This window comes from Sphingobium sp. TomMM15, from assembly GCF_055397045.1.
In genome coordinates this window covers 2,447,235-2,459,754 of record NZ_AP027314.1, presented here as the reverse complement: position 1 = coordinate 2,459,754, position 12,520 = coordinate 2,447,235, and the positions used below count along the sequence as shown (strand labels likewise).

The 12,520-nt window shown below is 61.6% G+C and carries 11 protein-coding genes and 1 tRNA gene; 5 read left to right on the top strand and 7 right to left on the bottom strand.

Features of this window, described 5'->3' with window-relative positions; genetic code table 11:
- The first annotated feature begins 202 nt into the window (after window positions 1–202).
- Complete coding sequence (locus tag ACZ51H_RS12235) at window positions 203–2,488, top strand: putative bifunctional diguanylate cyclase/phosphodiesterase (protein ID WP_464801994.1); 2,286 nt, start codon at window positions 203–205, stop codon at window positions 2,486–2,488.
- Window positions 2,489–2,655: 167 nt separating this feature from the next.
- The gene (locus ACZ51H_RS12230) at window positions 2,656–3,798 is read left to right on the top strand and encodes a M23 family metallopeptidase (RefSeq protein ID WP_464801993.1); all 1,143 of its coding nucleotides are present in this window, start codon (window positions 2,656–2,658) and stop codon (window positions 3,796–3,798) included.
- Window positions 3,799–3,871: 73 nt separating this feature from the next.
- On the opposite strand, the gene ACZ51H_RS12225 is transcribed toward ACZ51H_RS12230, so the two are convergent.
- The 7 genes from ACZ51H_RS12225 to yajC all read right to left on the bottom strand — a co-directional run bounded on the left by ACZ51H_RS12225 (window position 3,872) and on the right by yajC (window position 10,685).
- Window positions 3,872–5,380 carry a YifB family Mg chelatase-like AAA ATPase gene (locus ACZ51H_RS12225; protein ID WP_464794089.1) on the bottom strand — a complete coding sequence of 503 codons (1,509 nt, stop codon included), beginning with the start codon at window positions 5,378–5,380 and terminating at the stop codon, window positions 3,872–3,874.
- A 39-nt stretch (window positions 5,381–5,419) separates the two neighbouring features.
- Window positions 5,420–6,094, bottom strand: coding sequence for an RlmE family RNA methyltransferase (locus ACZ51H_RS12220; protein WP_464771673.1), 675 nt, complete (start codon window positions 6,092–6,094; stop codon window positions 5,420–5,422).
- Entirely contained in the window at window positions 6,091–7,209 is a 1,119-nt protein-coding gene (locus tag ACZ51H_RS12215; RefSeq protein ID WP_196225081.1) for a Ppx/GppA phosphatase family protein, read from the bottom strand. Before ACZ51H_RS12215 ends, ACZ51H_RS12220 begins: the two co-directional genes overlap by 4 nt.
- A gap of 134 nt (window positions 7,210–7,343) precedes the next feature.
- Complete coding sequence (locus ACZ51H_RS12210) at window positions 7,344–7,685, bottom strand: MTH938/NDUFAF3 family protein (RefSeq protein ID WP_449474570.1); 342 nt, start codon at window positions 7,683–7,685, stop codon at window positions 7,344–7,346.
- A 53-nt stretch (window positions 7,686–7,738) separates the two neighbouring features.
- Window positions 7,739–8,725, bottom strand: a complete 987-nt coding sequence (secF, locus tag ACZ51H_RS12205) for a protein translocase subunit SecF (RefSeq protein ID WP_460987189.1) — start codon at window positions 8,723–8,725, stop codon at window positions 7,739–7,741.
- 18 nt (window positions 8,726–8,743) lie between these two features.
- On the bottom strand, window positions 8,744–10,342 hold the full coding sequence (gene secD, locus ACZ51H_RS12200) for a protein translocase subunit SecD (RefSeq protein WP_464801992.1): 1,599 nt from the start codon (window positions 10,340–10,342) through the stop codon (window positions 8,744–8,746).
- A 7-nt stretch (window positions 10,343–10,349) separates the two neighbouring features.
- On the bottom strand, window positions 10,350–10,685 hold the full coding sequence (yajC, locus tag ACZ51H_RS12195; RefSeq protein WP_196225079.1) for a preprotein translocase subunit YajC: 336 nt from the start codon (window positions 10,683–10,685) through the stop codon (window positions 10,350–10,352).
- A 185-nt stretch (window positions 10,686–10,870) separates the two neighbouring features.
- Between yajC and ACZ51H_RS12190 the strand changes: the two genes are divergently transcribed.
- The 3 genes from ACZ51H_RS12190 to ACZ51H_RS12180 all read left to right on the top strand — a co-directional run bounded on the left by ACZ51H_RS12190 (window position 10,871) and on the right by ACZ51H_RS12180 (window position 11,930).
- Window positions 10,871–10,947 (top strand) — tRNA-Pro (locus ACZ51H_RS12190).
- A 166-nt stretch (window positions 10,948–11,113) separates the two neighbouring features.
- Complete coding sequence (locus tag ACZ51H_RS12185) at window positions 11,114–11,653, top strand: glycoside hydrolase family 108 protein (protein WP_464801991.1); 540 nt, start codon at window positions 11,114–11,116, stop codon at window positions 11,651–11,653.
- On the top strand, window positions 11,646–11,930 hold the full coding sequence (locus tag ACZ51H_RS12180) for a 3TM-type holin (protein WP_449470794.1): 285 nt from the start codon (window positions 11,646–11,648) through the stop codon (window positions 11,928–11,930). Before ACZ51H_RS12185 ends, ACZ51H_RS12180 begins: the two co-directional genes overlap by 8 nt.
- Window positions 11,931–12,520 lie beyond the last annotated feature (590 nt).

Genomic DNA, 12,520 nt, shown 5'->3' with positions numbered 1-12,520 from the left:
CAGAAAGACCGAATCTTTGCAGGTGGATCGCCGCTGGGCAGGCGCGCCTATAGCGAGGCACGGTAATCCGGTCAAGAACGGCGGCCCGCCACCCTGTTTCGGCTTCGTTCCAAGATGGTGAAGCCGTCATTAGCAGATTGATAACCGACGCTATTCTATTGATTTCCAGTGGCGCCACCGGGAGCGCCGACCTGGATTGGCCGTGCCCCATCTTTCTCTCTTCACGGGTGAGTTTCTCAGCCGACCACAGGAAGCCGCTTTTCAAGCGGAGCGCCTCACCGAGTCGCGTCGGCACGCCCGTATACTCTTCCTCTGCTCGGCCGCCCTGAATGCGCTTTTCCTGCTGAGTGATTGGCGCTTTTTCGGCACGCCCCATTTCTGGATCGCAGTACCGGCGCGCCTCATTGTGGTGCTATGGTCACTTGGATGCCTGTATTTCAGCCGGAAGCTGGAGTCCTTCCAGAAGGTCGAGCGGCTCTGCTTGGCCTGGCAGATCGTAACCGCAATCGGTGTGGCATTCCTGGTCAGTTCCCGCAGTGATATCGCGATTTTCGTGCTCGTCATGCTGCCGCTGATCTTTTACCTGGGCGTGCCTACCAGCTTCCGGGGCAATTTCGGCGGCGGGCTCGGATGTGGAGTTGCGCTACTCATCGGCTATCTGGCGCCCGCGCCCTTATCCCCCACCGCTCCCGGCATGATCATGGCCGTGCTGATCCTTCACTGCGGCATGTGGATCACGATCATGCGGACAAACCGCCTCCAGCGCCTTGAGTGGGTGGCGAGCCAGGCCGCCGGTACGGCGCGAGCCGCGTTGGCGCGCAACAGCGAAACGCTAGAGCGCATGTTCATGAGCGTCCCCATCCCGCTGCTGGTCACGCGTCAGGACGGCACAGTAATCCGCTTCAACGATGCTGCTGCTCAGGCATTTGGATCAGACAGCGACATTTCGCGCGTTCACCTGCTTGGCGAGGGCTCCGCCGCGCAGGCGAGCCTGCGGGACCAGATCGCAAGCGGCGATGCGCTCAACAATCAGGAATGCCGTATCGTCGGAAAGGATGCGGTGGTCCACGACGTGTTGCTCGCGACGCGCCCGATTCAAATAGACGACAAAGAATGCATCCTTTCCAGTATCGTTGATATTACCGACCGGAAGGACGCCGAGCGGCATCTTGCCCATCTCGCCATGACCGACGCGCTGACAGGCTTGGCAAACCGCTCGCATTTCATGGCGACGCTGGCGCAGGCGGCAAGTGCGACAGGGCATGCGGGCGGACAGATGGCCGTTGTGCTGATCGACGTCGATGAGTTCAAACGAATCAACGACAGCGCCGGGCATGCGGTCGGCGATGCGCTCCTTTGCGCTGTAGCCGAGCGCCTGCGGCGCGCGGTTCGGCCGGGAGATCTGGTCGCGCGCATGGGCGGGGACGAATTTGCCGTTCTGTTGACGCGTCTGCGCAATGGACCGGATCTGGAAGCGATCCTGGCGCGCATGATGGCTCAACTTCATCAGCCACTCGCCTACGGCCATCGTGACGTCGATTGCCGCGTCAGCATGGGCGTTGCACTTTTTCCGGAACATGCTGGGGACATTGCGGACCTTATAAAATTCGCGGACATCGCCCTGTACGAAGCGAAAAATGGCGGACGAGGCCGCGCGTGCCTGTTCGAGCCCTCGCTGCTCGAACGCTGGCAGCAGGAAGCCCGAATGCTGGATCGCGCACGCCACGCCTTGGTCCATGCCCCACCCGTCCCCTGGTATCAGCCCAAGATCGATCTATCGACGGGCGCCATCATCGGCTTCGAGGCGCTGCTGAGATGCGTTCGTACTGACGGCTCAGTCATCATGCCGTCCGAGATTGCCGCTGCGTTCGAACATTCCGAGCTAGGCCGGACAATCAACGAGCGGATGCTGGATCGGATTCTGGCCGACTGTCGACGCTGGCAGGATCAGGGACTGGATTTCGGTCATGTCGCCATCAATGTGCCAGGGGTTGAGCTTCACGATGGCAGCTTCCCTGATCGTTTGCTCTCCCGACTCGCCGCGACGGGGGTATCCATTGCAAGGATCGAATTGGAGGTGACGGAGTCGGTTTTTCTTGGCCGGAATGCGGAGGTCGTGGAACGCAGTCTTCATCAATTGAGTACAGCGGGCCTGTCCATCGCGCTGGATGATTTCGGCACCGGCTATGCGTCGCTCTCGCATCTGAAGCAGTTTCCAATAGATATCATCAAGATAGATCAGCGTTTCGTCCGGGACCTGGAAACCGATCCGGATGACGCCGCCATTGTGCGAACATTGCTGAATCTTGCCTACAGCCTTGGCATTCGAACGGTCGCCGAGGGTGTCGAGAACGTCCATCAGGTTGATTATCTGCGTGCTGGTGGGTGCCATTATGCACAGGGCTTTCATTTCGGGGCAGCCGTCCCGGCTAGTGAAGTTCCCGCTCTGCTGGGGTTGCATGTCGCAGCTCGTCCCACCGAGGCATGATTTTACTTTTCGTCAGGAACCGGAACGGCCGAAGCACGTTTCGCCCCGATCTGATTTCGACTCGTCACGAGTCCGCGTTGGCGGATTCGCGTGCTGCTCGCCCCTTTGCTAATGGGCCGATTCTCTAAGAATTGAGCACGGGGTCGTCATTGTTGCAGCGGTGTAGATTGGGCATTTTCAGCCTATGGGCGAGGATTGCCGCTTTGTGCCCCGAGCGGCAATTCCTCTTCCAGTCTGGCGGAAAGCTGCAGCGTGTCCGCATCTCGAGCCGCACCCAGGTATCGACGCTTCTCCTATCCGCAGCGCTGATTATCGGCGCGGCCACGCTGGCTCTGTCGCTTTCTTGGAATCGCTCTGAAATGGAGAGGGAAAGCGCCGCGATCAATGCGAAAACCAGAGCGATAGCTGAGTACAGGAAATCCATTGAACAACGTGCGCGTGACCTGGAGGCGCGGCAAGACTTCATGGACGATCTTTATCAGGCTCATTTTGGCGAGGACGCTTCCCAAACTAACGGGGCACTGAAAGACCTGTCTGAACCAGCTTCCACGCAAGGCGGGGCCGATTCATCAAAGGTGCGCATCAGTGCCACTCAAGACATTCATCCTCTGGGAGCGATTGACGCGAGACAGCGCCGGTTCGCGGCGCTTCTTACTCATGCAGTCAAGCGCCGGGCGGACGAAACGGCGCATGCAATTCGCCGCTTAGGTCTTAATCCCGACCTATTGGCGCGTGCCGCTCCCCGTGCGCAAGGCGGTCCCTTCGTGCCCTGGCGTGATGTGCAGAGACCGATGCCCCAGGAATTTGAGCGTCTTTCTGATGCTCTTTCCCGGATGGAATCCTTGGAGACCAGTCTGAAGACCATTCCATCTGGCCTCCCGACGATGGCCCCGATGCAATCCAGTTCCTATGGCTATCGCCGCGATCCGTTCAATGGCCATGCCGCATTCCATGCGGGTATCGACTTTCCCGGCCGTCACGGCGAACCCATATTGGCCGCCGCGACAGGCAGGGTCAGCTTCGTTGGTCAGCGGAGCGGCTATGGCAATGTGGTGGAGATCACCCATGGTAACGGCTTGATGACGCGATATGCCCATCTGTCCGGTTTCAATGCCCGTATTGGGCAAGAGGTGCTCCGTGGACATCAGATCGCGCGCATGGGTTCAACCGGCCGCTCAACGGGTGACCACCTTCATTTCGAAGTGCGCTTGAAGGGGGAGCCCGTCAATCCGCGACCTTTCCTGGAAGCCGCCCGAAACGTCCAGCAAGTCGCCGCTGCCCGGAACGCTGATATCCGAAGCCGCGGCTGAATCTCCGCGACTTCAACGGTTGATGCTTCGGCAGTTTCACCCACAAGCGTCAGACTAGCCGAACCGGTTCGGGTCAGTTGACTGGCGCCCGCCGCCTGTAGCTGAGCGCTTCGGCCACATGTACGCGGCCGACCTGTTCCGCGCCCGCAAGGTCGGCGATTGTCCGGGCCACACGCAATACCCGGGTATAGCCCCGGGCAGAGAGCTTCATCGCCGCTGCCGCCTGCGCCAGTAGTTCCCGCCCAGCGGCATCAGGACCAGCAACTTCCTCAAGCCGCTCTCCGTCGACTTCCGCATTGGTTCGGACGCGGGTTCCGGCATAGCGCTGCGTCTGCCGGTCTCGCGCGGCCGCCACCCTGCCCGCCACTTCCACCGAACCTTCAGTTGGAGGAGGCAGGACGAGATCTGCCGCCGTCACGGCCTGAACCTCGACATGCAGATCGATACGGTCAAGCAGTGGCCCCGAAACCTTGGCCTGATAATCCGCGGCACAGCGCGGCGCGCGTGAGCAGGCGAGAGCTGGATCAGCAAGATGGCCGCAGCGACAAGGGTTCATCGCTGCAACAAGCTGAACCCGCGCCGGGAAAGTGACATGGGCGTTGGCGCGAGCAACCGTAACCTCGCCTGTTTCCAGCGGCTGACGCAGCGAGTCGAGTACAGTGCGCTGGAACTCGGGCAGCTCATCGAGGAAGAGGACGCCAAGGTGCGCCATGCTGACCTCACCCGGCCGCGCCTTGTGCCCGCCGCCGACCAACGCCGCCATCGATGCGCTATGGTGCGGAGTGCGAAACGGCCGTGCGCGGCTGATGCGGCCGCCTTCCAGTGACCCTGCGACGCTTGCCACCATGGACGTTTCCAGCGCTTCGGCCGGAGTGAGTTGTGGCAGGATGCCGGGCAGGCAACTTGCCATCAACGACTTACCTGCGCCCGGTGGCCCCACCATCAACAGGTTATGCCCCCCGGCTGCGGCGATCTCCAGCGCGCGCTTTGCCGTTTCCTGCCCCTTCACCTGGCGCAGATCTGCCGTACGATGCGGAACCTCGACGACGCCCGGCTGTGGCGGGGAAAGCGCGGCATTGCCCTTGAAGTGATTAAGCAGACTCAGCAGATCGGGGGCGGCGATGACCTCCACCTGACCAGCCCAGGCCGCTTCCGGACCCTGAGCGACCGGGCAGATGAGGCCCAACTCCTTTTCGCCAGCATGCAATGCGGCGAGCAGCACACCGGGGGTGGAAGCGATGCGGCCATCAAGCCCCAATTCTCCCACGACGACATAGCCCGACAGCGTCTCGGCATCGATCACCCCCATCGCGCCGAGCAGCGCAAGTGCAATGGGGAGATCGAAATGCGATCCTTCCTTGGGGAGGTCCGCAGGTGAAAGATTTACCGTGATTCGCTTGGGCGGAAGGGACAGGCCGATCGCGGCGATGGCATTGCGCACCCGCTCGCGGCTTTCCGCCACGGCCTTGTCCGGCAAGCCGACAAGGATGAAGTTGGGGAGGCCCGGAACGAGCTGGCACTGCACCTCCACGCTGCGCGCGTCCAGCCCGAGATAGGCGACCGTCGATACCGTCGAAACCAATGTGCCCCCATTTTCTGAAAAACGCCGCGCGTAGCTGCGTCAGCCCTGTTCGTCGGGCCGTCCCTTGAAACCCTGCGCCACGACATACCATTCCACGCTGCCTTTGCGGCTGGCGGGCGGCTTCGCGTGCTTGATCGTCGTAAAATGCTTCTTCAACACCGCAAGCAGATCGGCGTCGGTGCCGCCCGCGAACACCTTGGCCACGAACGTTCCACCTTTGCGCAGATTTTCCACTGCAAACCAAGCCGCTGCTTCGACCAGGGCCATGGTGCGCAAGTGATCGGTCTGCGGATGGCCAACGGTGTTCGCAGCCATGTCGGAAATCACAAGATCGGGCGCGTCGCCAAGAGTCTCAGCCAGGACAGCCGGCGCCTTGTCATCCATGAAGTCCATCTGGAACAGCGTGACGCCCTGGATTGGGTCGGTCGGCAGCAAATCGATCCCCACGACCTTCGCCTTGGGCGAGAGCTTGCGCACCACCTGCGCCCAGCCACCCGGCGCGACGCCCAGATCGACCACGGCGCGTGAGCCTTTCACGAAATGGAACTTTTCATCCAGTTCGATCAGCTTGAACGCGGCCCGGCTTCTCCAGCCCTCCGCCCTCGCCTTGCGAACATAGGGGTCGTTCAGCTGACGCTCCAGCCAGCGGGTCGATTGCGCCGTCCGCCCCTTTGCCGATTTGACCCGAACCTTGCCGGCGCCCGCGCCTCTCACATCATTGCTCCATCGCGATCCATAAGGCCGCGCAATATACCTTCGCGAATGCCGCGATCAGCTACGCCCAACCGCTCGGCGGGCCAGATGTCCAGGATGGATTCCAGGATGGCGCATCCGGCCACTACCAGATCGGCTCGCTCAGAACCAATACAGGGTAATTTCTGCCGTTCGGCCAACGACATGGTGGATAGCCTGCCGGAAATCGACCGCATCGATGTCGAAGGTACAATCAGCCCATCGATTGCCTGCCGATCGTAGCGCGGCAGATTGAGATGCACGCTGGCCAGTGTCGTCACGGTGCCCGATGTACCCAGCAAACGTATCGAGGAAGTTTGTCGCGGCAAGCGGCGGGCGAGTGGCGCAAAGGCATCCGCCACACGCGACCGCATTCGGCCGTAGGCAGCCAGACGTTCATTCTGATCGGCATGGTCGAACAACTCGCTTTCGGTGAGCGACACCACGCCCCATGGCGCGCTGACCCAATCCACGATGTGCGGCGCGCCCGCCCGGTTTGCATCGACGAGCACCAGTTCGGTCGATCCGCCGCCTATGTCGAAGATCAATGCAGGACCGTCGCCAGGCTCCAGCAGCGCGTGACAGCCCATGACGGCAAGCCGCGCCTCTTCTTGCGCACTGATGATGTCGAGAGCGATCCCCGTCTCGCGATAGACGCGCTGGATGAACTCCGCGCCGTTGACAGCGCGGCGGCATGCCTCGGTTGCGACGGATCGCGCCAACGTCACGTGCCTTCGTCGCAGCTTGTCAGCGCATACGGAAAGCGCGGCGATCGCTCGGTCAATCGCGGCATCGCTGATCCGTCCCGTCGCAGCCAGGCCTTCACCCAATCGCACGATACGGGAAAAGGCATCGACGACGATGAAACCGTCAGCCGATGGCTTGGCGATCAGCAGTCGGCAATTGTTGGTGCCCAAATCTATCGCAGCATAAGACCGCCTGCCACGCGGCGGATGAGGCAATGAGCCCCGCTGCTTCGACGGGGGAGGTATGGCCGCAGCCGTGCTCCCATTACCCTGGCCGGAGCGGGCAGCTTTGCCCGAAACACCCCCGGCGGGACCGGAACTCTGCGGCGATGGGCGGCTTTGCTGCACCATGGCCGGATCACTTTTCTTCTTCGCCGACACCGACAGGTGGCGGAACTTGATGCCAAACTATGCGGATGCCGCGCAAAGCGCAAGACGGCGCCAGAAAAGCCAATGACATAGCGCGCTGCCGAGCGCCGCACCCGTCAAAGCGGGAGCAAGGCCGCCACGATCCAGCGCTCTTCGGCCCGCAACACGCCCCAGGCGCGGGCTGCGGCACGGCTGTCCATCACTTCCACGCCGATGCCCATATTTTCGAGTTCGCGAACGAAAACCCGAGGCGGCTGGCGCAAACCTCCCCCGGTGCCGAGCAAGAGAAATTCCGGCAGGGGATCGATCGTCAGCAGGTCACCCAGAGAGGCAAGCGTTAGCTTCTCCGAAGAGGGCGCCTCGCTCCACTTCGATGCGCGGACCGGGGTGAGCAACAGCCCTTCGGGAAAGACGTCATCCCTGACGCGAAAGCCTCTGCCCGAAAAACCGGTTACAATCGGCCCCTGCCCCGTCTCATCACGACGGAACTCGATACCAGTGCGCTTTTCGGTCAGGGCCGCGCCCCGTCATCACGCGGACCCATGCGCTCTGCCTGCGCGGCGATGTTCGGCTTGCCCGCTTTCCGTTCCGTCAGCTGCGGCGAGAGCCCCAGCGTGATCAGCAATGACGAGGAAACATACACCGACGAATAGGTGCCGACGACGATGCCCAGCATCATGGCAGCGGTGAAGCCACGCAACACATGACCGCCGAACAGCAACAGCGCGCCCAGGGCGAGCATGATCGTGAGCGACGTCATCACGGTTCGAGGCAGCGTTTCGTTGACGGAAAGGTCGATCAGTGCCTTCATATCCATCTTGCGATATTTCCGCATGTTTTCGCGGATGCGGTCGTCGATCACCATCTTGTCATTGATCGAGTAGCCGACGATCGTGAGGACGGCAGCGACGATGTTCAGGTCGAATTCCAGCTGGGTGATCGCGAAGAAGCCGAGCGTCATAAGAACGTCGTGCATGATCGCCACGAAGGTTGATACGCCGAACTGCCATTCATAGCGGAACCAGGAAAAGATGGCGATGCCGATCACCGCCAGCATCACTGCCAGCACGCCATTCTGGATCAACTCGCCGGACACCTTACCCGACACCGTGTCGTAGCGGGAGAAAGTAACGCCGGGAAATTCAGCGGTCAGCGCCTTGCGCGCTTTTTCCACGATCGCATTGGCCGCGCCTGCCCCGCCCTGCTCCGGTAGCGGCAGACGGATCTGTACGGTCTTGGGATCGCCGAACTGTTGCAGCGATCCATCGCCTACGCCGAGCCGGTCAATCGTCGTGCGAACCCGATCGAGCTGCGCCGGTTGCTGGAACCGGGCCTCGATCATCAGGCCGCCGACGAAATCGACGCCAAGGTTGAGGCCACGATGGATCGTCGCACCCACGGCGAGCACGGTCAGCAGCGCGGTAAGGGCGAACGCCCAATGGCGCAGCTTCACAAAGCCGATGTTGGTATTGTCGGGGACGAGCTTAAGAAGTTTCATGGGTTTTCTCCCGGCCCCTTAAATGTGGATCTCGGTCGGACGCTTGGCACGAAGCCAGCGAGACGCGAGCAGGCGGGTGAAGGTGACGGCGGTGAACACGCTGGTCGCTATGCCGATCAATAGCACGATCGCGAAGCCCTTGACCGGGCCGGAGCCGAGCGCGAGCATGATGCCGCCGGCGATCGCATGGGTCACATTCGCCTCGAAGATAGTCCGGCTTGCTTCTTTGTAGCCGAACTCGATTGCCTGGACCACGCCGCGCCCTCGCCGCCGTTCTTCACGGATGCGCTCATAAATAAGGACGTTCGCATCGACGGCCGTGCCGATGGTCAGGACGAAGCCGGCGATCCCCGGAAGCGTCAGCGTCGCCCCCAGCATCCCCATGACACCAAGGATAACAAGCACGTTGATGGCGACCGCGAGGTTCGCATACATGCCAAAGCGGCCGTAGCTCGCGAACATGAAGATGGCGACCGCAGCTACCGCGATGACTGAGGCCAGCAATCCGGCGCGGATTGAATCGGCTCCAAGCTGTGGGCCGACGGTGCGCTCCTCCACCACGGTCAGGGCGACGGGCAGCTTGCCCGATCGCAGGGCGATGGCGAGCTGGTTGGCGCTTTCAACGGTGAAATTGCCACTGATCTGGGCGGAGCCACCGAGGATCGGTTCATTGATGTTCGGCGCCGACAGGACTTGGCCATCCAGGATGATAGCGAAGGGCCGGTTGACATTCTGGGACGTCACCTGGCCGAACTTGCGCCCGCCTGACCCATTGAAGCGGATGTTGACGATCGCCTGGTTGTTCTGGTCGTAGCCCTGCGTCGCGTCCGTCAGATCTTCACCGGACACCATGACCTGGCGCTTGACCGCGATCGCCGGAACACCGGATGGGTTGCCGGGATAAGGCAACACTTCGCTGCCGACCGGCGCGCGGCCCTGAGCAACTTCCGACGGATTGGCACTGGTATCGACCAGCTTGAATTCCAGCTTGGCGGTCTGGCCGAGCAGGTCCTTCAACGCCTTCGGATTCTGGAGGCCAGGCACCTGCACGACAATGCGATTGCCGCCCTGCTGCTGGATGGTCGGCTCGCGCGTGCCCATTTCGTCGATGCGCTTGCGGATGACCTCTGTCGCCACCTCCATCGCGCTTTTGACCGCATTGTCGATCCCCGCCTCGGTCGGCGTGATCACGATCGTCGAACTGTTGACCACCTCGACATTGAAGTCGCGCTGCCCTGTTAGCCCCGCGCCCTGTGTCAGCGGGCGGATACGCTCCACCGCAGCATCGACCTGCGAGGGATCGCGGACCATGAAGCTGAGCTTCCCGTCGCGGCTGGAAATGTCGCCGACCGAGATACGCGGGCCGCCGCGCCGAAGCTCGGTGCGGACCTGCTCCTCCATGTTGGTGAGACGCTGCTTAGCCACGTCCTGCGTCGACGCTTCGAGCAGAAGATGGCTACCACCGGAAAGGTCAAGGCCAAGGTTCACCCGGGTCTGCATGAACCCGGGCAGCCGCTGAACCGCAGAGTCCGGCAGGAAGCTGGGAATGGCGCAGGTGATGCCGATCAACAGGGGCAGCAGGATCGCTGCGATAGTCCAGCGCGAGAAGTTCAGCATCGGCCGATCAGTCGTTCGCGGGCTTGGCGGTCGCCGGATCGATGACATCGGTGAGCGTCGATTTGACCGCCTTCACCTTCATGCCCGGCGCGAGTTCGACATCGACGTAGAATTCATCGACGCGGGCTACCTTGCCCACAAGGCCCCCACCGGTCACGACCTGATCGCCCTTCTTAACCGCGCCAATCTTCGCCTTATGGTCCTTCATCCGCTTCTGCTGGGGGCGGATCAGAAGGAAGTAGAAGACGACGAAGATGAGAACGAGCGGCGCCATCTGCACCAGCATGGAGGCACCGGACGACTGTTCGCCCGCGGTCTGGGCAAAGGCTGGGGTAATGAACATGGTGGGACTTTCGCCTTATCTCTTGTCCAGCCGCAGACAGGCAAATGCCTGCGGATCAAAGGCGCGCGGCTAACACAGATCGGGATAGGGAGGCAACATGATTAGGGAAGGAAGAAAGCGGCAAAAAGCGCGCGCCGAAACGCTTGCATGTTCTCAAACATGCTTCTATGTGCCGCCGCTCCGGTCGGGACGTAGCGCAGCCTGGTAGCGCATCACACTGGGGGTGTGGGGGTCGGAGGTTCGAATCCTCTCGTCCCGACCAAAAATCATGAAGGAAGTGGCGAGAAGAACGCATTTTTGCGGATTGCCCTTCCCCTCCCCTAAAATCCTATTTTTCCTATTTCTCGCGTTGGGCGCGAATTTTTGCTGTCCTACATCTAACCAAATGGGATAAATGCCCTGCCTCATTCGACGAGGGAAGCGGGTTCATGGATATTTCGGCACTGATTGACGAGGTGATCGCGCGCGAAGGTGGCTATTCCCATCATCCGGCGGATCGGGGCGGGCCTACGAATTTCGGAATCACCCAGGCCGTCGCGCGGGCCAATGGCTATGCGGGCGATATGCGGAAATTGCCGCGGACGCTGGCCGAGACGATCTACCGCAGGCTTTACTGGGAACGGCCGGGCTATGCCTTTGTCGCGGAGGTCGCGCCGGACATCGCCGCCGAATTGTTCGACAGCGCAGTGAATATGGGGCCGGGCACGGCGACCGGCTTCCTGCAACGGGCGCTCAACGCGCTTAATCGCAATCAGAAGGACTATCCCGACCTGAAGGTCGACCGCACGATCGGCGCCAAGACGTTGGCGGCGCTGCGCGCATTCATGGCGCTGCGGGGCAAGGCAGGGGAGAAGGTGCTGCTGAAGGCGATCGAGGCACTGCAAGGGGAACGTTATCTGGCGCTGGCGGAGAGCAGGCCTGCCAACGAAGCCTTCCTCTACGGCTGGTTGGCGAACCGACTTGGTTAGAGGTGGGACGGCTGCGGGCAATCGGAGGCGGCGCGCCGATCGCTGGACGCTGCGGGCGCGGCCAGCCTTTCTATACGTCATGTACGCCCTGCTGCTGTGGTCGGTGCCGGTCGGGCTGATCGGGGGTATGTGGCCGGAGGGGGCGGCGGCGATCGTCCGGGCGATGCGGGGCTATTTCGAGGCGCTGCCGGAGCCGCTCTATGCGCTGTTTGGCACGGGGTATCTTGGATATACGGCGGCGCGGACGTGGGGGAAGGTTAAGGGGGTGGAGAGGTAGGGGGAGAGTTGCGCTTCGTCTTAAGCGTGCAGCCCCTCTCCCTAACCTCGCAGGGAGTCACGCGCCTCCCTGCGGCCCCTGAAGGAGAGAGGGAACTGGGTTGCGCTTAAGCCTATATCGGTTGCGCGCCAGCCTGTAACAGTTCGCGCTCAAAGCCACAAAAATGAGAGGGGCCGCTGGGTAGATAAGTCCCAGCGGCCCATCATTGACATGGTCACAGCGGCCGGAAGTGCCGCCACACGGAAACGTTGATCGCGCTATCTTTGCAGACAAAGGAAGCCAGTTCGCGACTGGTCGCGGCAGAGGCTGTTTCAATGTCTGTAAAAACCGACGTTATGACGTCGCTCAGCGGCGCGTTTCCCGAATGGACTTGACCGACCTCACTGCTGAACCATGAGACATCGGATCACCTCCTTTCGCTTGTTAAAGCCCGCGCAGCCCGCCCTGGAAAACCGTTTTTGACCTGGCCACGACATGGACTGTGAATCAGACGGGAAGCATGATCAAGACTTGTAAAATTCTTTTTTCGAATCATAATGGCGCGTCCGCTTGAAAAGCCGATCTGGTGCTTTTCAGTCGATCCCCCCACA

What these genes read in the sequence shown, in the direction of transcription:
- ACZ51H_RS12215 (WP_196225081.1), bottom strand. Translation starts at nt 7,209, where the DNA reads ATGGTGCAGCAAAGCCGCCCATCGCCGCAGAGTTCCGGTCCCGCCGGG.
- secF (WP_460987189.1), bottom strand. Translation starts at nt 8,725, where the DNA reads ATGAAACTTCTTAAGCTCGTCCCCGACAATACCAACATCGGCTTTGTG.
- secD (WP_464801992.1), bottom strand. Translation starts at nt 10,342, where the DNA reads ATGCTGAACTTCTCGCGCTGGACTATCGCAGCGATCCTGCTGCCCCTG.
- yajC (WP_196225079.1), bottom strand. Translation starts at nt 10,685, where the DNA reads ATGTTCATTACCCCAGCCTTTGCCCAGACCGCGGGCGAACAGTCGTCC.
- ACZ51H_RS12185 (WP_464801991.1), top strand. Translation starts at nt 11,114, where the DNA reads ATGGATATTTCGGCACTGATTGACGAGGTGATCGCGCGCGAAGGTGGC.